This is a genomic window from Frondihabitans sp. GW821-FHT04F02, from assembly GCF_059420045.1.
The window spans coordinates 157,208-177,123 of the sequence record NZ_JBWKSZ010000005.1 but is presented as its reverse complement, the minus strand read 5'-3'; the positions used below and the strand labels follow the sequence as shown (position 1 = coordinate 177,123).

The following is a 19,916-nucleotide window of genomic DNA, read 5'->3' as shown; positions in this document are numbered from 1 at the left end:
GGAGAAACAAATGGCAAAGCTCAGCCAGGACGAACTGATCGAGGCTTTCAAGGAGCTCACGCTCATCGAGCTCAGCGACTTCGTCAAGAAGTTCGAAGAGGTCTTCGAGGTCACCGCCGCTGCCCCCGTCGCCGCTGCCGGTGCCGCTGGCCCCGCCGCCCCGGCCGAAGAGGTCGAGGAGAAGGACTCGTTCGACGTCGTCCTCGAGGCCGCCGGTGACAAGAAGATCCAGGTTATCAAGGAGGTTCGCGCGCTCACCAGCCTCGGCCTCGGCGAGGCCAAGGCCGTCGTCGACGGTGCCCCCAGCACCGTCCTCGAGGGTGCCAACAAGGAGACCGCCGAGAAGGCCAAGGCTCAGCTCGAGGCCGCCGGCGCCACGATCACCCTCAAGTAGTCTCACCACTGCTGACACGAAAGCCCCGGGCCGAGAGGTCCGGGGCTTTCGCGCTGCCAGCGTCGCCTGCGCCGGTCAGCGCTGCTGCTACTGCTCCTGCTCGGCGAGGCCCAGCTGCACGGCGCGCGCGATCGCCTCGCGGCGGTTCGTCGCCGAGAGCTTGCGGTAGATGCTGCGGACGTGGCTCTTGACCGTGTTCACCGAGATGAAGAGCTCGGCGCCGATCTGGCTGAGGGTCGCGCCGGTCGCCAGGTGCCGCACGATGACCAGCTCGCGCTCGCTGAGCGGGTCGACGAGCACGACGGAGTCCGTCGAGGGGGCGGTGCGGAGGCGCTCCATCATCGCGACGACGATCGCCGGCTGAACGCGCCCGGCGGCGCGGCCGAGCAAGCGCTCCAGCACCTCCGACGGGAGCGTGGCGAACGGCCACACGACGCCGTTCAGGGCCGCCATGAGCAGCGACCGGTCGAAGGCGATGCTCGATGCGACCGCGTTGCCGAGGTCGTCGTGCGCGGCCGCGGCGATCGCGTGGATCTGCACCATCGACCGCATCGAGTGCAGGTCGCCGAGCGCCAGGCACGACTCGAGCGCGTCCAGCGCCTGCTGCGGGTCGCCCAATGTGAACGAGGCGAGAGCGGTGATGCTGGCGGGGCAGTTGACGTGGTGCTGGCCTACCGGGATGTCGGCGAGGGCGTCGTGCGACTGCGATGCCTCGCCCAGCGACCGAAGGGCTTCGGAGCGCAGGATCCGCGTCGCCGAATCGAGCGCCGACGCGCCCGAGAAGTGCGCGAGCAGCCGTGTGACGCGGCCGAGCAGATCGAGCGCCTCGATCGAGGCGCCGTCGTCGTAGCGGGAGAGGGCCTCGACGTACAGCGAGTGCGCCTCCCAGTCGGTGTTGCGGCAGGCGATGCGCAGGTCGCGGAGCAGAGCCTCGTGCGGTTCGGAGCCGCTCTCGCGCTCGATGTGGAGGTGGAAGCGCGTCACCTGCGCGAGCGCGCCGAACGACGAGCGCAGCAGGTCGGTTCCGTCGGCGTGCTGGGCGGCGAGGTCGATCTGGCTGTCGGCGAGGGCGAAGTCGCCGAGCAGGAACGCCACGTAGGCGAGCGCCGAGTGGCACTCGACGCGCTCGGCGGTCGACAGGTGCTCGTCGGCGAGCCCCTCGGCCAGCGACAGCGCGAACAGGGCCTCGTCGAAGGCGCCGGTGTGGATGCGCGCGAGGCCCAGCTGCAGCGAGAAGGAGGCGCTCAGGTCGATGCGGCGGCTGATGTCGAGCGACTCGTCGCTCTCGATCATGGTGCGCGCCGTCTCGAGGTTCTCACGGGAGCGCTCGATGTCGCCCATCGTGCGCATGGTGGCCGCGAAGTGGATCAGGTAGCCGACGCGGACGTCGAGCGGACTGCCCGGATCGGCCCTGATGCTCTTGTCGACGGCGCGGAACCAGGGCAGCGCGGCACTCCGGGACGTCGAGCCGATGGAGCGGTAGCTGGCCGCGAGAGCGAGCAGGATGCGGGCGCGGTCGCTCCACTCCTTCTCGGGGATGCTGCGGATGGCGTCGCGAAGCCGGGCACCCTGGATGGGCGCGATCTGGGGCCACATCGTCTCGATCGTGTCGAGCGCGTTGCGGCCGTCGAGTTGCAGCGCCGTCGAGTTTTCGGGTTCGCCGGTCGTATCGTTTCGGGAGTTCACGGAATACCTCTGCTGCATCGGGTAGTTCCCCGGTCGGGACGGGGAATGCAGCTCGTTGGACGCGATCCGAAGGCGACGATCGTGCTTCGGGCGGATCGTCCTGACGGGAGAGACCTCGATCTGCCCCCTGCTTCGGGCCACTGCCCGACAACATCATAAACTGAGATTTCTTTCCACCGGGAGCTTTTCGCACATCGGCCAGAACTGGGGTCATCGCAGCGGGCGTACTGTGAGCCGGTGAGCAGGATGGATCAGATCGCCTCGGGCGGCGGCATGCGAGGCGGCGGCGGCCGACCGGGCGGCCCCGGGCGGGTATCGGCCGCCGATGCCCGGGCGCAGAAGGCGGCCAACGCGGACGCCCCGAAGATCCCCGACCTGTTCCGGCGGATCCGCAGCCTGTTCCAGCCGCATCGGCGGGCGCTCATCGTGACAGTCGTGCTGGTGCTCGTGTCGGCGGCGATCAGCGTCCTGCCCCCGCTCCTGACCCAGCAGGCCTTCGACAGGGGCCTCTTCCCGGCCGGCGGCCCGAACATCCCCGTGCTCATGCGCCTCGTCGGCGCCATGGTCGGCCTCTGGATCCTGTCGGCCGGTCTCGGCGTCTGGCAGACCTACCTGACGGCCACCGTGGGCAACAAGGTGATGGGTGCGCTCCGCATCCGCCTGTTCGGGCACCTGCAGCGCATGGAGCTCGCGTTCTTCACCCGCACCAAGACGGGGATCATCCAGTCGCGCCTGCAGAACGACGTGGGCGGCGTGGCCAATGTCCTGAGCAACACGGTCTCGAGCATCCTCGGCAACACGGTCACGGTGATCGCGGCGTTCGTGGCGATGCTGCTGCTGTCGTGGCAGATGACCGTCGTGGCCGTGATCCTGCTGCCTGTGCTCGTCGTCGCGCAGCGGCGCGTGGGCCAGGTCCGGGCGCGGATCGCCACTCAGACGCAGGAGTCGCTGTCGGACATGACGGCCATCACGCAGGAGACGCTCAGCGTGTCCGGGATCCTGCTCGCGAAGGCCTTCAATCAGCAGCGCACCGAGGTCGAGCGCTACGCGAACGAGAACCGCACGCAGATCGGCCTGCAGGTGCGGCAGACGATGAGCGGCCAGGGGTTCTTCGCGACCGTGCAGATCTTCCTGTCGATCATCCCCGCCGTGATCTACATCGTCGCCGCCTACCTGATCCAGGGCGGCGTCGACGTGACTGCCGGGACGATCGTCGCGTTCACCACCGTCCAGGCCCGTCTGACGTTCCCGCTCATGGCGCTGCTGCGGGTGGCGCTCGACATCCAGACGTCGAGCGCCCTCTTCGCCCGAATCTTCGAGTACCTCGACCTGACGCCGGCGATCCGCGAGCCTGCTGTGCCCGAGCGGGTCGACCGGTCGCAGCTGGGGCGCGTCGAGTTCGACGACGTCACGTTCGCCTACCCGGACGCCGAGCCCGGAGCCCGGACCCTCGCCGGACTCACGTTCGATATCGAGCCGGGCCAGTTCGCCGCCTTCGTCGGCCCTTCCGGCGCCGGCAAGACCACGGTCTCGTATCTGATCCCGCGGTTCTACGAGGCGTCCGGGGGCAGCGTGCGCTTCGCCGGAGTCGACGTGCGCGACCTCGGCCAGGACGACCTCGTTTCGAACATCGGCATCGTCAGCCAGGAGACCTACCTCTTCCACGCCACGATCGCCGAGAACCTCCGCTACGCGCAGCCGGGCGCCTCTCAGGAGCAGCTCGAGGACGCAGCGCGCCAGGCGAACATCCACGAGACGATCGCCTCCTTCCCCGAGGGGTACGAGACGCTCGTGGGGGAGCGCGGCTACCGGCTCTCGGGCGGCGAGAAGCAGCGGTTGGCCATCGCGCGCGTGCTCCTGAAAGACCCCGCAGTGCTGGTGCTCGACGAGGCGACCAGCGCGCTCGACTCGGTGTCGGAGCGCATCGTGCAGGCGGCGCTCGACAACGCCTCACGCGGGCGCACCACGATCTCGATAGCGCACCGCCTGTCGACCGTCCGCGCGGCTGACGTGATCTTCGTCGTCCGGGCCGGCCGCATCGTCGAACGGGGTACGCATGACGAGCTGGTCGCTCTCGGAGGGCTGTACACGGAGCTCTACGAGCAGCAGGCGAACGTCCCGCTCTGACCTTCGGGACGCAGGGTGTCCTCCGTGGTGCCGAGAGCCGTTCGCGGTGACCGCACGATGCCGAAGTCGCGTCGATCGAGGACGCGCCGACGCTCGCGATTCGTCCGTCGGCGTAACAGCCTCCGGTCGTCGGGCGGCGCTCGATAGACTCGGACGGTGAAGTACGCGGACTCCGTCATCGACCTCGTCGGCAACACCCCGCTCGTGAAGCTCAATCGGCTGACGGAGGGCATCAGCGCCACCGTGCTCGTCAAGGTCGAGTACCTGAACCCGGGCGGATCGTCGAAAGACCGCATCGCGACGCGCATCATCGACGCCGCCGAGCGCGACGGGCTGCTGAAGCCCGGGGGTACCATCGTCGAACCGACCAGCGGCAACACCGGCGTGGGGCTCGCCCTGGTCGCCCAGCAGCGCGGCTACCGCTGCGTCTTCGTTCTGCCCGACAAGGTCGGCGAGGACAAGCGCAACGTGCTCACCGCCTACGGTGCCGAGATCATCGTCACGCCGACCGCCGTCGCTCCCGACAGCCCCGAGTCGTACTACAGCGTCTCCGACCGCCTCGTCAGCGAGATCCCCGGCGCCTTCAAGCCGAACCAGTACGAGAACCCGAGCGGCCCGCTCAGCCACTACGAGACCACCGGCCCCGAGATCTGGCGCGACACCGACGGGCGCATCACGCACTTCGTCGCCGGAGTCGGCACCGGCGGCACGATCAGCGGCACCGGTCGCTTCCTGAAGGAGGCCTCCGAGGGCGCCATCACCATCGTCGGCGCAGACCCCGAGGGCAGCGTCTACTCAGGCGGCACCGGTCGGCCCTACCTGGTCGAGGGAGTGGGCGAGGACTTCTGGCCCGGCGCCTACGACGGCTCCGTCGTCGACCGGATCATCGCCGTGTCGGACGCCCGGTCGTTCGACATCACGCGCCGTCTCGCCCGCGAAGAGGGGCTGCTGGTCGGAGGATCGAGCGGCATGGCCGTCGCCGCCGCCCTCGACGTGGCCCGCGAGCTCGGACCCGACGACATCGTGGTCGTGCTGCTGCCCGACTCGGGCCGCGGCTACCTCGGCAAGATCTTCAACGACCGCTGGATGCGCTCGTACGGCTTCAGCGAAGAGAGCGACGAGACCACCGTCTCAGACCTCATCGCCTCGAAGAGCGGCGAGCTGCCCGACCTCGTGCACGCCCACCCGTCCGATACCGTCCGCGACGTCGTCCAGATCATGTCGAAGTACGGTGTGTCGCAGATGCCGGTGCTGTCGGCCGAGCCGCCGGTCGTCATCGGCGAGGTCGTCGGCGCCGTCGAGGAGCGCGCGCTCCTGGAGCAGGTCTTCTCGGGCCAGGCCCAGATGACCGACCCGGTCGCCACGTTCATCGGGCCGCCGCTCGCCCTGATCGGCCTCAACGAGTCGGTCTCGGTCGCGCGGCGCGCGCTCGAGAAGAACGACGCCCTGCTCGTGACGACGGACGGCAAACCGGCCGCGGTCGTGACGCGTCACGACCTCCTCGCCTTCCTGTCCGAATAATCCCTGTTCCTGCTCGACCGAACCCCGAGGTACCCCTGTGAGCCACGACTTCGAGACCCGCGCCATCCACGACGGCCAGGCGTTCGACCCCACGACCGGCGCGATCATCCCGCCGATCTACCAGACGTCCACCTTCGTCCAGGACGGCATCGGCGGCTTCCGCGGCGGCTACGAGTACGGCCGCTCGGCCAACCCCACGCGCGACTCGCTCCAGACAGTCCTCGCGAGCCTCGAGGGCGGTTCGGCGGCGTTCAGCTTCTCGTCGGGCCTCGCCGCCGAGGACAGCCTGCTGCGGGCCGTCCTGGCCCCCGGCTCACGAGTGGTGATGGGCAACGACGTGTACGGCGGCACCCACCGTCTCGTGAACCGAGTCTGGGCGGCCTGGGGCGTCACGCTCGAGACCGTCGACATGAGCGACCTCGACGCGGTGCGTGCCGCCGCCCGCCCCGGCGAGACCACCGTCCTGTGGGTCGAGACGCCCAGCAACCCGCTGATGAAGATCACCGACATCGCGGGGCTGGCCGAGATCGGCCACGCCGCCGGCGCTCTCGTCGTGGTCGACAACACCTTCGCGTCGCCATACGTGCAGCAGCCCCTCGCCCTCGGCGCGGACGTCGTGGTGCACTCGACGACCAAGTACCTCGGCGGCCACTCCGACACCCTCGGCGGCGCCCTCGTCGTGAACGACGACGAGCTCGCGTCGATGATCGGCTTCATTCAGTTCGGCGTCGGCGCCATCTCGGCCCCGATGGAGGCCTGGCTCACGATCCGCGGCATCAAGACCCTCGGCGTCCGCATGGACCGCCACTCGTCGAACGCGCAGGCCATCGCCGAGGCCCTCGTGGAGCACCCTGCCGTCGAGACCGTCTTCTACCCCGGCCTCGCGACGCACCCCGGCCACGAGCTCGCCTCACGTCAGATGAAGCGCTTCGGCGGCATGCTCTCGGTCGCGCTGGCCGGCGGTCCCGAGGCGGCCCGCACCTTCGCCGAGTCGACCGAGGTGTTCCAGCTCGCCGAGTCGCTGGGCGGCGTCGAGTCGCTCATCGGCTACCCGTCCGAGATGACCCACGCATCGGTGAAGGGGACCGAGCTCGCCGTCCCCGAGAACGTCGTCCGCCTCTCGGTCGGGATCGAGTCGATCGACGACCTCCTCGCCGACGTCGACGGGGCGCTCGGCCGCCTCGGCTGAGACCCGCAGCAGCACCCCTGGGCCCGCTCCTCGTGAGCGGGCCCTTTTTCGTATCCGAACCCGACATGTCAGGTATTGATATCGAGGGCGAATTGGCCTAGTCTCGGATTTGATATTTCGCATTCGATTCGAGGTTCCTGTGTCTCTCGCAACCCGCGCTCCGCGCCCGATCAGCGCCGCCCCTCCTGCTGACGCTGCCGCACCGATCAGCTTCGTCGACAGGGCCTCTCGTTCGAGCGACTCCGTGCCCAAGCGCGCCGTCGACCTCGCCGGCTCCGCCTTCGGACTCCTCCTGCTGCTGCTCCCCATGCTCGTCGTCGCGGCGGTCATCCGTCTCACGAGCCGCGGTCCGGCCATCTACCGGCAGGAGCGAATCGGCCTCGACGGCCGCCCCTTCGAGATCCTCAAGTTCCGCACCATGTACGCCGACGCCGATCGTCGTCTGGACGAGCTCAAGAAGCGCACGACGATCGAGGGTCCGCTCTTCAAGATGATCGACGACCCGCGCATCACGCCGGTGGGCCGCGTCCTCAGACGGTTCTCGATCGACGAGCTGCCGCAGCTCGTCAATGTGCTCCTCGGCGACATGAGCCTGGTCGGGCCCCGACCGGCCCTCTCGTGCGAGGTCGACGAGTACTGCGCCCGAGCCGTCCGCCGCCTCGAAGCGGTTCCGGGCATGACCGGAGCGTGGCAGGTCGGCGGGCGCAGCACCCTCTCATGGGAGGCCGGGCTCGACCTCGACATCCACTACGTCGACAACTGGAACCTCCGCTACGACGTCGTCATCCTCGCCCGCACCGTGCGAGCCGTGGTGCTGCCGGTGGGGGCGTACTGACCCCGATGAGCCCGCAGAACCCGATGAGCCCGCAGAACCCGCCGAGCCCGACGACAGCCGAAGTCGAGATCCTCCCCAGCCGCTCCAGCCGTCGTCGCGACGGCGTGACCAAGCGCCGCTCGCGTCGTCGTCGCCGGCTCATCGTCGCCCTCCTGATCGTCGTCGCCCTCCTGGGCAGTGCCGTGGCCGCCGGCGCGCTCTTCGTGCACGACGTCGTCGGCGGCAATCTGACGACGATCGCCGACGACACCGCGTTCCCCTCGGGCAAGCGGCCTGCCGCCTCGACCGGGGCGAAGAACATCCTGCTCATCGGCTCCGACTCGCGCCGACCCGATCTCGAGGGGCGCTCCGGCAATCAGCGCGCCGACACGATCATGCTCCTGAACGTGTCGGCCGACCGGCAGCATGTCGCAGTCATGTCGATCCTCCGCGACCTGTGGGTTCCCGTTCCCGGCCACGGTGAGACCAAGGTCAACGCCGCCCTCGCGCACGGCGGGACGGCCCTGCTCATCGAGACGCTCGAAGACCTCCTCGGCGCGCGCATCGACCATGTCGCGATCATCGACTTCTCCGGGCTGTCCGCCATGACGACGGCTCTGGGAGGCGTCGTCGTCGACAACCCGACGCCGTTCACGGCGAGCCGCGGCGAGGACCGGTTCTTCGCCGCCGGCCCGATCACTCTCGAGGGCGACCGAGCCCTCACGTTCGCGCGCGAGCGCTACGCCTTCTCGACCGGCGACTACCAGCGGGTCACGAACCAGCAGCTTCTCCTGCAGGGCATCGTGAGCCGGGCGCTGAGCCGGGACGTGCTGGCTGATCCTGCCAGCCTGGTCGAGTTCGTCCGAGAGACCTCGCGCACCGTGACGGTCGATGCCGGGTTCACGCTGCGCGAGTCCGGAGCGCTGGCCTACAGCCTGCGCGGAGCCGACCTGAAGAACTTCGACTTCTTCACGCTGCCGACGGGCGGCACGGGCACGGTGGGCACGCAGTCCATCGTCAAGGTCGATCGGGCGGCGACGTCGAAGGTGCGAGCCGCGCTCGCGACCGACACCCTGGCCGACTACGCCCGTGGTCTCACCGAGTGACGCCTGCGGTCAGTCCCACCATTCGGGCAGGAGCAGGATGATGTTGTCGACGAGCACCTTGCGGCTGGTGCGCTTGCCGGTGAGCCAGTTCTCGATCACGCCGACGAGCCCGTGAGCGATGAAGCCGGCCGCCAAGGGCGGGGAGATCGCTTTGGGCAGGCTGTCCGAGATGCGGTTCTCGAAGTGCAGGAGCGACGACACCTCGAAGTGGCGAGCCAGTACCCGGTGCGTCGACGCGTCGAGGTTGTCGGGCAGCGCGAGCCGGTAGATGTCGCGGTACTTCACCACGTGATCGACGACGCGCTCCATGCCCTTCCGCGAGATCTCCTCCGGCGAGTGTCCACCGACCTCGCGCAGGGCGAGGTCGCTCTCGCGGATGGCGTCGAGCTCGGGCGTGAGCACGTCGGCGAGGAGCCCGCCGGGCGAAGTCGCGTGGCTGTAGAAGGTGGCCCGGTTGATGCCCGCCGCGCGGGTGACGTCGGCGACGGTGATCGTCGACACGGGAGCAGCCGATGCAAGCTCGATGATGGCGGCGTGCAATGACTTCGTCGTCTGCACGATTCTCGCATCAACCATGTGATCCTCCAGGTGCTTTATGGTGGCCCTGAGCCTAGACGCCGGGTGCCGAGAATTAACGCAGGATCGCCCGCCGACATCTGTCGTGCGATCCGGATCGCCACTACTCTGGATGGACGACGACCGTCGAGTTGTCGCCGATCACCCCCATCTTTCTCCCGCTGATCCAGGAGCGGTCCGCGACGTCCTGCCGTGCGTCCGGCCCTTCTCCGCGGCCGAGTACCGCCGCCCGCGCAAAGGAGCTCCGTGACAATCGTCGTGCACCCGGGAGACGCCCTCTCCCGGCGACAGCGCCTGGTCTACATCGTCGTGCTCGGCGCCCTCACGGCGCTGGGGCCGGCGACGATCGACCTCTACCTGCCCGCGTTTCCGGCGCTGGAGTCCGACTTCAGCGTGACGACGGCGACGGTCCAGCTCACGCTGACTGCGACGACCATCGGGTTCGGCCTCGGGCAGCTGCTGGTCGGGCCGTGGAGCGACAAGGTCGGGCGGCGGCTGCCCCTGATCGTGGCGAGCTCGCTCCACGTGTGCGCGAGCGTGGGGGCGGCCACGGCGGCGAACATCGAGTTCCTGGGCCTCTTCCGGGTTCTGCAGGGGATGGGAGCGGCGGCGGGCGGTGTCGTCGCCATGGCCCTGGTGCGCGACCTCTTCGGCGGCAAGCCGCTGGTGCGCATGCTGTCGCGCCTGGCACTGGTGAACGGCCTGGCGCCGATCCTCGCGCCGGTGATCGGCTCGCAGCTGCTGCGCTTCACGAGCTGGCGCGGCATCTTCGCGGTGCTCGCGGCCTACGGGGTGCTCGTGGTGGTGGCGGCGGTCTTCTTCATCGTCGAGACCCTGCCGAAGGAGCGCCGCGCCGAGCAGGGGCACTCGACGCTGCGGCAGCGGTACCGGATCCTCTTCCACGACCGCATCTTCGTCGGCGTCGCGCTCATGGGCGCCATGATCTTCTCGGGGCTGTTCGCGTACCTCTCGTCGTCGTCGTTCCTGTTCCAGTCGCTGTACGGATTCTCGGCGCAGGAGTACGGCCTGCTGTTCGCCGTCAACTCGCTCGGCATCGTGGTCGGCGTGCAGATCAGTGCGCGCCTGGCCCAGCGCTTCGGGCCGCAGTGGATCCTCGCGTGCTCCACCGCCACCATGCTGGTCGCGGCCCTCGCTATCGTCATTCTCGACACCCTCCAGGTCGGCCTGCTCGGCGTGCTCGTGCCCCTGTGGATCTTCATCGCGTCGTGCGGCTTCTCGTTCCCGCAGGTGCAGGTGCTCGCTCTGGCGAACCACGGCAAGGAGGCAGGAACTGCCGCCTCCCTCCTCGGCGCCCTCAACTTCGGGCTCGCCGGCCTCATCTCGCCCATCGTCGGAGTCATCGGCATCTCGACCGCAGCTCCGATGGGCGCCGTCATGGCATGCACGAGCGCCGTGGCGATCCTGAGCCTGTGGATCCTGGTACGGCCGCGGACGGTGCCGCCGCTGGGGCACTGACGCGGGTCTATCAGCGTGGCGTGGGTAGCGTGGATGGATGCCGACGCCGACCGAGCCCCGCGCCGCCGAACCCCGACCGGGTGAGCCCGGCCCGACCGAGCGCCGGGTCGCGCTCGGAGTCAGCCGCCGCTGGCCCGTTATCAGTGCCCTCGGAGCCGTCGGGCTCGCCCTTCTTATCGGCTGGCTCGTCACGGTGCGGAGCACCGCCGACCTCCTCGACGCCGAGTGGATGGAGGAGATCGTCGAGCACCGGTCTCCGATCTGGCAGGGTCCGGCGCTCGTCATGAACTTCATCGGTGGCGGCTGGTTTGGCGTGTTCGCCGTTCCGATCGGCATCGTCGTCTGGCTGCTGATCACGCGGCACCGGGCGGGCGCCCTCTACTTCGTGATGGCGACCATCCTCAGCGCCGGCGTCGTCCAGGCGCTCAAGCACACGTTCGGGCGCGCGCGACCCGCCGACATCCTGGTGACGAGCGACTTCGGGTCGTTCCCTTCGGGGCACGTGGCGAACGCCGCGACCATGGCCGTCGCCCTCGGCGTCATCTTCGGGATGCGACGGGTCTGGATCGGCGGCGCCGTGTACACCGTCGTGATGCTGGTGAGCCGCACCTACCTCGGAGCGCACTGGCTCACCGACACGGTGGGCGGCCTGCTCGTCGGCGGGGGAGTGGCCGTCGTGCTGTGGGCCCCGTTCGCGCTGCGGCTGCTGCGGGAGCGGCGGCGATCGGCGTCGGCTGGCGCGTAGACCCCGTGTCCAGGCGGCGTCGGCCGGGTCTTCCCGACGGCGGCACCGGCTCTTAGGCTGACCGCATGAGCGACGCAGTGGAGACCGCCCGTCAGAACGCCGAGGCGCTCGTCGCCGCCGCCGCGAAGGCGCAGGCCGAGGCGGAGGCCGCGATGGCCAGGGCGCAGGAACTCGCGGCTCAGGCCGCGGCGGCAGCGACGGCGCAGGCGCAGGCGGCGGCCGACGCGCAGGCGGCGGCCGAGGCGGCGGCGCAGGCGGCGACGGCCCCCGCGGCGGCGGCTCCGGCAGCGGGGTCGGAAGTTCCTGCGCCCGCGATCGCGACACCAGGACCTCTGGGAGAGACCGACGTCGACGCCATCCGCGCCGGCTACGCGTTCTCCGGAGCCGCGCTCGAGATGGGCGCCCTCGTCAACGGGGATGCCCGGGCCGACGTGCCGGTGCGCATCCCGCTGGCGATGATGAACCGTCACGGTCTCGTCGCCGGAGCCACCGGCACCGGCAAGACGAAGACCCTGCAGGTGCTGGCGGAGCAGCTGTCGGCCGCCGGCGTGCCGGTCTTCGCTGCCGACGTGAAGGGCGACCTGTCGGGCATCGCGAGCCCGGGGGAGTCGTCAGAGAAGCTGCTCGACCGCACGAGGGGCATCGGCCAGGACTGGTCTCCGCTGGCGGCGCCGACGGAGTACTTCGCCCTCGGCGGCAGAGGGATCGGCGTGCCCGTGCGCGCGACGGTCTCAGGCTTCGGGCCCCTGCTGCTCAGCAAGGTCCTCGGCCTGAACGACACCCAGGAGTCGAGCCTCGGGCTGGTCTTCCACTACGCCGAGAAGGCGGGGCTTCCACTCCTCGACCTCTCCGACCTGAGAAGCGTGCTCACGTACCTGATCAGCGACGACGGCAAGGCCGAGCTCACCGACCTCGGCGGGCTGAGCTCGCAGACGGTCGGGGTGATCCTGCGCGAGCTGATCATGTTCGCCGACCAGGGCGCCGACCTGTTCTTCGGGGAGTCCGAGATCGACACGGCCGAGTTTCTGCGACTCGCTCCGGACGGACGCGGCATCGTCAGCCTGCTCGAGCTGCCCGGGGTCGCGACTCAGCCGGCGCTGTTCTCGACGTTCCTGATGTGGATGCTCGCCGACCTGTACAACGACCTGCCCGAGGTCGGCGACCTCGAGAAGCCGAAGCTGGTGTTCTTCTTCGACGAGGCCCACCTGCTGTTCAAGGACGCATCGAAGGACTTCCTCGCGCAGATCACGCAGACCGTCCGCCTCATCAGGTCGAAGGGCGTCGGCATCGTGTTCGTGACGCAGACGCCGAAGGACGTCCCGTCGGAGGTGCTGGCCCAGCTCGGCTCGCGCGTGCAGCACCAGCTCCGCGCCTTCACGCCCGACGACGCCAAAGCGCTGAAGGCCACCGTGTCGACCTATCCGTCGAGCGGCTACGACCTGGGCGCGGTGCTCACCACGCTGGCCACCGGCGAGGCCGTCGTCACGGTCATGAACGAGAAGGGTGCGCCGTCGCCGGTCGCCTGGACCCGCCTGCGGGCACCCCGCGGCTCGATGTCGCCCACGCCGACGCCCGACATGGAGGCCGCCGTCGCGGCCAGCCCGCTCATCGCGAAGTACGGCACGGCCATCGACCGCGAGTCGGCCCGCGAGATCCTGACGGCGAAGCTCGAGGGGGCCGCCGTCGCGGCTGCCGCCCGCGCCGACGCCGAGGCGAAGGCGGTCGCCGACGCGGCGACTGCGAAGGCCACCGCGGCCGCGGCCGCGTCAGCCGCGAAGGAGCAGGCCGCGACCGCCAAGGCCGCCGCGACGGAGGCCGCGCGCGCCGAGCGGGAGCGGGCCAAGGCGCAGGCCGAGTACGAGCGGCAACAGCGCGAGTTCGAGAAGGCCGACCGGGCGCGGCGCGCGAAGTCGACGACGGGCAGCCGGGCGCGCCCGAGAGCCCAGGAGCCGACGGACCTGCTGGGGGAGCTGCTCGGATCGAAGAGCAGTCAGAAGATCATGGGCGAGGTCGTCAAGGGGATCTTCGGGACACTGCGGCGACGCTGACGCGGTGCGGCGGGGTCTGCGGCAGCCACTCCCGGACACGGTGCGGAGCGCGCCGAGCCTGGTCGCTCAGTCCCCGAAGGCGGCCCGGAGCGCCACGACGGCGGCCGCGATGACGACGCAGGCGCTGACGACGTAGGTGATCATCGCCGCACGGCTCAGGTACCAGCCTCGAGCCATCGGGAACTCCCGGAAGTACTCCCTCCGCGACATCGGCGACAGGTCGACGGTGGTCTGCGCGTCGAGGGCGTCGGAGATCGTCGCGATGTCGGCGTCGCTCCAGAACAGCGCGTTCATGGCGAACAGGCGCCGGCCCATCGCGTCGACGGCGAGCATCTGCGTGAGGGCCTCGGTCGAGCCGCCGCGGTAGACGCGGTTCACGAGGACGCGGTCGATGAGCGACAGGTCGACGGCGGTCGTGGGGAGCACCATGCGCTGCTTGACAAAGTGCGTGGCGGTGACCGACGTGAAGACGAGCCGGAAGCGGATGTAGACGACGAAGAACACGGCCGTGACGACGACCTCGGCGAAGACCGCGACGGGCTGCAGCCAGGAGCCGTGAGTCAGCCACAGGATCGCCGCGAAGATGGGCAGGAGGCTGAAGGCACCCGACACCAGGGCCGTGCGGCCGAGCGCCGGCAGCGGCCGGACGAACGCGCGGGACGCATCGGGTGAGCCGGAGCGGACGTCGGCCACGGACTCGCGGCACTTCTCGCGAGCTGTTCGAGCGGCCCCCACAGGCCGCGTCATTTCGCTGTACATCGTGTGTTCCCCCTAGAACCTCAGGACGCCGCAGGCCCTCCACCCCTGAAGACCCGGCCGCGCAGACAAGACGATAGCCGAGGCCGGCGACATTCGTACCGCCCAGTTCGGGTGGTAACCGACTCGCAGGTATGTTTCGCGGGAGCCTGACGCGGTGGCCCGCAGTCAGGCGTCGGGGTCGTCCTCCCAGACGATCTCATCGCCCAGGAACTGGCCCCGAAGCCGATCGATCTCCCGTCGATCGCGCTTCGTCGGCCGCCCGGCACCCCGGTCGCGGACGGGCAGGTAGGCGAGCTCGGCTCGCGGAGGCGGCGGCGGAGTCAGATCGATCACGGCCTCCGCGGCGATCGGGGCCCCGACGCGCTTCAGCAGGATGCCTTTGACCTTCACGATCCGGTCGAATCCCTCCACCCGGCTGCGGACCTCGTCGCCCACGCGGATCGCGTGAGCTGCCTTCACGCGCTCGCCGTTGACGCGCACGTGACCGGCTCGGCAGGCCGACGTGGCGGCCGACCGGGTCTTGTAGAGACGGACCGCCCACAACCAGACGTCCACCCGTGCGCTGGCCGGCGAATCCATCCTCCGAGCCTACGGCGACGGGGACGGTTCGTCACCCGTCCCCGAACCCGGTAGAGTTCTCTAGGTCGAACGGCACCTCATGGTTCCGATCACTGGAGAATTCGCCTAGTGGCCTATGGCGCACGCTTGGAAAGCGTGTTGGGTTTACGCCCTCGGGGGTTCGAATCCCCCATTCTCCGCTCCATTTGGGTTGATCGTGCCCGGTCCTTCGGGGCCGGGCTCTCCCGTTTCTCGCGTGCTCGCCGGGTCGCTCTCGCTCCGCGGCGAGCCCGCAGCGCTCGACACGGCGGGTTCGGAGGCGACGCCTCTAGGGTTGGATCGTGTCGACACGCATCTACATCACGTCTGCTGAAGGCCACACCGGCAAGTCCACCGTCGCGCTCGGCGTTCTCGACACGCTGAGCCACGAGCTCGGACGCGTGGGCGTCTTCCGCCCCGTCGCGCGCTCCACCAGCGAGCCCGACTACGTGCTCGAGCTGCTTCTGGCCCACGACAGCGTCGACCTCCCCTACGAGGACTGCATCGGCGTCACCTACGACGACGTGCACGCCGACCCCGACGCCGCCCTCGCCACCATCGTCGGCCGCTTCGCCGCCGTCGAGCGCCAGTGCGACGCCGTCGTCATCGTCGGCTCCGACTTCACCGACGTCGGGAGCCCGACCGAGCTCTCGTTCAACGCCCGCATCGCCGCCAACCTCGGCGCCCCCGTGCTGCTCGTGCTCGGCGGCCGGACCGCCGACGGCGACCGCCCGCGCACCGGCGCCGACATGCGCCAGGTGGCCGAGCTCACGACCCTCGAGCTCCGCTCCGAGCACGCCGGCCTGCTCGCGATCGTGGCGAACCGCGTCGAGCCCGACCTGATCGACGAGGTCACGTCCGGCATCACCGAGGCGATCGAGGGGGCCGTGCCCGTGTGGGCGCTCCCCGAGGACCGCGTCCTCGTCAGCCCCACGCTCCGCGCAGTCATGTCCGCGACTCGGGCCCGCCTGCTCCAGGGCGACGACGCCCTGCTCGACCGCGAGGCCGTCGGAGTCGTCGTCGCCGCCATGTCGATGGAGAACGTCCTGCCCCGCCTGACGGAGGGTGCCGTCGTGGTCGTCCCCGGCGACCGGTCCGACGTGCTGGTGGCGACCGTGCTCGCCCATGCGTCCGACACCTTCCCGTCGCTCTCCGGCATCGTCCTCAACGGCGGCTTCGACCTCGCGCCCCAGGTCGTCCGCCTCATCGGCGGCCTCAACAGCCCGCTGCCCATCCTGTGGTCGGAGCTCGGCACATACGACACCGCCCTCCGCATCACGCAGACCCGCGGCCGGCTGGCCGCCGAGTCGCCGCGTAAGTACGACCTCGCCCTGTCGCTGTTCGAGAACGGCGTCGACGGGGCCGAGCTGCTCCGCCTGCTGCAGGTCGGGCCCTCGCAGGTCGTCACGCCCCTCATGTTCGAGTACCAGCTGCTCGACCGCGCCCGCAGCAGCAAGAAGCACATCGTGCTTCCCGAGGGCGACGACGACCGGATCCTCAAGGCGGCCTCGTCGCTCCTGCAGCGCGGCGTCGCCCGGCTGACCCTGCTCGGCAACGAGTCCAGCGTTCGCTCCCGGGGAGCCGAGCTGGGCCTGGACCTCGCCGACGCGACCGTGCTCGACCCCTTCGATCCGAAGCTCCAGACGCGGTTCGCCACCGAGTACGCCGCGCTCCGCGCCCACAAGGGCACGACCATGGACATGGCGATGGACACCGTCACCGACGTCTCGTACTTCGGCACGATGATGGTCAAGATGGGCCTCGCCGACGGAATGGTCTCGGGCGCGAAGCACACCACCGCGCACACGATCCGCCCGTCGTTCGAGGTCATCAAGACCAAGCCGGGCGTCAACGTCGTGTCGAGCGTCTTCCTGATGGCGCTCGCCGACCGCGTGCTCGTCTACGGCGACTGCGCCGTCATCCCCGACCCGACCTCCGAGCAGCTCGCCGACATCGCGATCTCGTCGGCCGAGACGGCCGTGCAGTTCGGCATCGAGCCGCGGATCGCCATGCTGAGCTACTCCACCGGCACCTCGGGCTCCGGCGCCGACGTCGAGAAGGTGCGCTTAGCGACCGAGCTGGTCCGCGAGCGCCGCCCCGACCTGCTCGTCGAGGGGCCGATCCAGTACGACGCCGCGGCCGACCCGACCGTCGCCGCGACGAAGATGCCCGACTCGGCGGTCGCCGGCCGCGCGACGGTGTTCATCTTCCCCGACCTGAACACCGGCAACAACACCTACAAGGCCGTCCAGCGCAGCGCCGGCGCCGTCGCCATCGGGCCGATCCTGCAGGGGCTCAACAAGCCGATCAACGACCTCTCGCGCGGCGCCCTGGTCAGCGACATCGTGAACACGGTCGCCATCACCGCGATCCAGGCCGGGACCGAGGCGTAGGCCGCGGCAGCCTCCGTTCCTGCACCCTCTCTCTTCAACAGAAAGCACCCCACGTGAGCGCAGTCCTCGTCGTCAACTCCGGTTCGTCGTCGTTCAAGTACCAGCTGATCGAGCTCGACGGGGAGCGCACCCTCGCCTCCGGGCTCGTCGAGCGCATCGGCGAGGAGGTCGGCGCCACCACGCACAAGAACGTGCTGACCGGCGATGAGACGTCGAACGACTCGACGCCGATCCCCGACCACGCGGCCGGCTTCGCGGCGATGCTCCGCGCCTTCGAGCAGCACGGCCCCTCGTTCGACGAGCACCCGCTGATCGCCGTCGGACACCGCGTCGTTCACGGCGGCTCGGAGTTCGCGACCGCCACGGTCGTCACGCCCGAGGTCGAGAAGGCGATCGACCGGCTCTCGGCGCTGGCGCCCCTCCACAACCCCGCCAACCTGCAGGGCATCCGGGCTGCGCGCAAGGCCTTCCCCGACTCGCCTCAGGTCGCCGTCTTCGACACGGCGTTCCACCAGACGCTGGCCCCGGCGGCCTACACGTACGCCATCGACGACGCGCTGGCGAAGAAGCACGCGGTGAGGCGGTACGGGTTCCACGGCACCAGCCACAAGTACGTGTCGGAGGAGGCTGCGAAGTTCCTGCGCCGCCCGCTCGGCGAGTTGAAGATGATCGTGCTGCACATCGGCAACGGCGCCTCGGCGACGGCGATCGACCGCGGACGCAGCATCGAGACGTCGATGGGACTCACGCCTCTGGAGGGCCTCGTGATGGGCACGCGCTCGGGCGACGTCGATCCGGCCGTGGTGTTCCACCTGCACCGCGAGGAGGGACTGTCGTTCGAGGAGCTCGAGACGATGCTCAACAAGCGTAGCGGCCTGCTCGGGCTCACCGGCAACGGCGACATGCGCGACGTGCAAGACGCGGCCTCGCGCGGAGACGAGACGGCCGAGGCGGCGCTCGCGGTGTACCGGCACCGGATCCGCCACTACGTCGGCGCCTACATCGCCCAGCTCGGCGGGCTCGATGCGGTCGTCTTCACGGCCGGGGTCGGCGAGAACAACGCCCTGCTGCGGCGCCGCACGCTGCTGGGCCTCGACTTCCTGGGGATCACCATCGACGACGATCGCAACGAGCTCGGCTCGCGCGAGGCCCGCTTCATCTCGAAGGAGGGCGCGCCGGTCGCCGTGCTCGTCGTCCCCACCGATGAAGAGCTCGAGATCGCGCGTCAGGCCGCCGCCATCGTGTGAGCGGCCCGCCGTCGCCGGGTCGCACCCCGCCGCCGCGCCGAAAGGACTCAGCCGGGCCGGCGCGGCGGCCGTCGTGCCACAGGGACTCAGTACTTGATGGCCGCCAGGGCATCGCTGATGTCGAGCTCGCCACTCGTCAACTCGAACTGCGTCTTGACGGCCGTGCCCTCGATGATGGCCGTCGCGACCACAGCGGCCACGTCGGCGCGGGGGATCGAGGCGTTCTCGAGGCGAGCGCCGACCGCGACGGCTCCGGTGGGGGAATCGTCGGTGAGGGTACCGGGGCGCACGATCGTCCAGTCGAGGCCGTCCCGGGCACGGACGTTAGCGTCGGCCTCGCTCTTCGCGCGCAGGTAGACCTGGAACACGTCGTCGTCGGCCGCGGGGAGCTTCGCGCGCTCGGCGTCGAAGTCGTCGGTGTGGATGGCCGACACCAGCACGTACCTCGAGACGCCGGCCCGCTCGGCCGCATCAGCGAGCAGGATCGCGCCGTCGCGGTCGATCGTCAGCTTGCGCTCGGCGCCGCTGGCTCCGCCGCCACCCGCCGCGAAGACCACGGCGTCGGCGCCGTCGAGGTGGCCGGCGAGCGTGTCGACGTCGGCGCTCTCGAGGTCGAGCACGATGGAGCGGGCTCCGGCGGACTCGAGCTCGGCGACGTGGTCGGGGTTGCGGACGATCCCGACCGGGTCGTGACCGGCGTCGGACAGGAGGCGTTCGAGTAGAAGGGCGATCTTGCCGTGACCACCGGCGATGACGATTCTCATGGGTCCATCCAACCCGGGTGTCCTGCAAGACGCGTCACAGCAGGTAAAGTGGTCGACGGCTCCCCACGTGGCGCCATCCAGGCCAACTCCCCCAGGGCAGAAATGCAGCAAGGGTAACCGGGCTCTGGCGGGTGCGTGGGGGGTCTTTTGTTTTTGCTGGCGGAGACAACCTCGGCGCGCCCGGCAGACAGTGCTCGTTGGTCAGGATGCTTCGCATCCTGACGTGGCGGGGGCGTACCGCGGCTCGGCGACGGCGACGTGGCCATCGCCGTCGGTCCGGGCGGGGCGAGGCGACGACGCGGGCCACCTCGCGCGCTGGCGGGTGCGGCGCGACGGCGCAGCGGCGTGTCCGCACTCTGGAGGACACCTTTGTCCTCCATCTGTCGAATACCCTCGAACTGGGGGGGTCGAACCAGACCGTCCAGTCGGTTCGGTTCGTCGCAACCTGCTTATGATGGCCGCAGAAACACCGTC

16 protein-coding genes, 1 tRNA gene and 1 other RNA gene are annotated in these 19,916 nt (G+C 69.9%); 13 read left to right on the top strand and 5 right to left on the bottom strand.

Going from position 1 to position 19,916, the window contains the following annotated elements; translation table 11 throughout:
• The first annotated feature begins 10 nt into the window (after positions 1-10).
• Positions 11-394: a 50S ribosomal protein L7/L12 gene (rplL, locus tag AC07TY_RS15030; protein ID WP_123507426.1), complete on the top strand. Its 384-nt coding sequence runs from the start codon at positions 11-13 to the stop codon at positions 392-394.
• An 87-nt stretch (positions 395-481) separates the two neighbouring features.
• Here rplL and AC07TY_RS15025 read toward each other — a convergent pair whose 3' ends face one another.
• Positions 482-2,080 carry a helix-turn-helix transcriptional regulator gene (locus tag AC07TY_RS15025; RefSeq protein WP_494785826.1) on the bottom strand — a complete coding sequence of 533 codons (1,599 nt, stop codon included), beginning with the start codon at positions 2,078-2,080 and terminating at the stop codon, positions 482-484.
• Between the two features lie 246 nt (positions 2,081-2,326).
• Between AC07TY_RS15025 and AC07TY_RS15020 the strand changes: the two genes are divergently transcribed.
• The 5 genes from AC07TY_RS15020 to AC07TY_RS15000 all read left to right on the top strand — a co-directional run bounded on the left by AC07TY_RS15020 (position 2,327) and on the right by AC07TY_RS15000 (position 8,837).
• Positions 2,327-4,207, top strand: coding sequence for an ABC transporter ATP-binding protein (locus AC07TY_RS15020; protein ID WP_494785914.1), 1,881 nt, complete (start codon positions 2,327-2,329; stop codon positions 4,205-4,207).
• A gap of 156 nt (positions 4,208-4,363) precedes the next feature.
• On the top strand, positions 4,364-5,728 hold the full coding sequence (locus AC07TY_RS15015; RefSeq protein WP_494785825.1) for a cystathionine beta-synthase: 1,365 nt from the start codon (positions 4,364-4,366) through the stop codon (positions 5,726-5,728).
• 37 nt (positions 5,729-5,765) lie between these two features.
• Entirely contained in the window at positions 5,766-6,917 is a 1,152-nt protein-coding gene (locus AC07TY_RS15010) for a cystathionine gamma-synthase (RefSeq protein ID WP_494785824.1), read from the top strand.
• A 139-nt stretch (positions 6,918-7,056) separates the two neighbouring features.
• Positions 7,057-7,752, top strand: coding sequence for a sugar transferase (locus AC07TY_RS15005; protein ID WP_494785823.1), 696 nt, complete (start codon positions 7,057-7,059; stop codon positions 7,750-7,752).
• A gap of 5 nt (positions 7,753-7,757) precedes the next feature.
• A complete protein-coding gene (locus AC07TY_RS15000; RefSeq protein ID WP_494785822.1) occupies positions 7,758-8,837 on the top strand; it encodes an LCP family protein in 1,080 nt (359 codons plus the stop codon).
• A gap of 9 nt (positions 8,838-8,846) precedes the next feature.
• Here AC07TY_RS15000 and AC07TY_RS14995 read toward each other — a convergent pair whose 3' ends face one another.
• Complete coding sequence (locus AC07TY_RS14995; RefSeq protein ID WP_494785821.1) at positions 8,847-9,413, bottom strand: TetR/AcrR family transcriptional regulator; 567 nt, start codon at positions 9,411-9,413, stop codon at positions 8,847-8,849.
• A 246-nt stretch (positions 9,414-9,659) separates the two neighbouring features.
• Here AC07TY_RS14995 and AC07TY_RS14990 point away from each other — a divergent pair, with 246 nt between their 5' ends.
• The 3 genes from AC07TY_RS14990 to AC07TY_RS14980 all read left to right on the top strand — a co-directional run bounded on the left by AC07TY_RS14990 (position 9,660) and on the right by AC07TY_RS14980 (position 13,682).
• On the top strand, positions 9,660-10,889 hold the full coding sequence (locus AC07TY_RS14990; protein WP_494785820.1) for a multidrug effflux MFS transporter: 1,230 nt from the start codon (positions 9,660-9,662) through the stop codon (positions 10,887-10,889).
• 37 nt (positions 10,890-10,926) lie between these two features.
• Positions 10,927-11,634: a phosphatase PAP2 family protein gene (locus AC07TY_RS14985; RefSeq protein ID WP_494785819.1), complete on the top strand. Its 708-nt coding sequence runs from the start codon at positions 10,927-10,929 to the stop codon at positions 11,632-11,634.
• Between the two features lie 65 nt (positions 11,635-11,699).
• Positions 11,700-13,682, top strand: coding sequence for a helicase HerA-like domain-containing protein (locus AC07TY_RS14980; protein ID WP_494785818.1), 1,983 nt, complete (start codon positions 11,700-11,702; stop codon positions 13,680-13,682).
• Positions 13,683-13,748: 66 nt separating this feature from the next.
• Here AC07TY_RS14980 and AC07TY_RS14975 read toward each other — a convergent pair whose 3' ends face one another.
• Positions 13,749-14,375, bottom strand: a complete 627-nt coding sequence (locus tag AC07TY_RS14975) for a hypothetical protein (RefSeq protein ID WP_494785817.1) — start codon at positions 14,373-14,375, stop codon at positions 13,749-13,751.
• A gap of 231 nt (positions 14,376-14,606) precedes the next feature.
• Positions 14,607-15,020, bottom strand: a complete 414-nt coding sequence (locus tag AC07TY_RS14970) for an RNA-binding S4 domain-containing protein (protein WP_494785816.1) — start codon at positions 15,018-15,020, stop codon at positions 14,607-14,609.
• 94 nt (positions 15,021-15,114) lie between these two features.
• On the opposite strand from AC07TY_RS14970, the gene AC07TY_RS14965 reads away from it, so the two are divergent.
• The 3 genes from AC07TY_RS14965 (at position 15,115) to AC07TY_RS14955 (ending at position 18,678) form a co-directional block, all read left to right on the top strand.
• A tRNA-Ser gene (locus AC07TY_RS14965) sits at positions 15,115-15,199 on the top strand.
• Positions 15,200-15,340: 141 nt separating this feature from the next.
• On the top strand, positions 15,341-17,431 hold the full coding sequence (gene pta, locus AC07TY_RS14960) for a phosphate acetyltransferase (protein WP_494785815.1): 2,091 nt from the start codon (positions 15,341-15,343) through the stop codon (positions 17,429-17,431).
• 53 nt (positions 17,432-17,484) lie between these two features.
• Positions 17,485-18,678: an acetate/propionate family kinase gene (locus AC07TY_RS14955; RefSeq protein WP_494785814.1), complete on the top strand. Its 1,194-nt coding sequence runs from the start codon at positions 17,485-17,487 to the stop codon at positions 18,676-18,678.
• Between the two features lie 86 nt (positions 18,679-18,764).
• Here the strand turns inward: AC07TY_RS14955 and AC07TY_RS14950 are convergent, their stop codons facing one another.
• Positions 18,765-19,442, bottom strand: a complete 678-nt coding sequence (locus AC07TY_RS14950) for an NAD(P)H-binding protein (RefSeq protein ID WP_494785813.1) — start codon at positions 19,440-19,442, stop codon at positions 18,765-18,767.
• Between the two features lie 54 nt (positions 19,443-19,496).
• Between AC07TY_RS14950 and ffs the strand changes: the two genes are divergently transcribed.
• Positions 19,497-19,593, top strand: an RNA gene (gene ffs, locus AC07TY_RS14945) — signal recognition particle sRNA small type.
• Positions 19,594-19,916 lie beyond the last annotated feature (323 nt).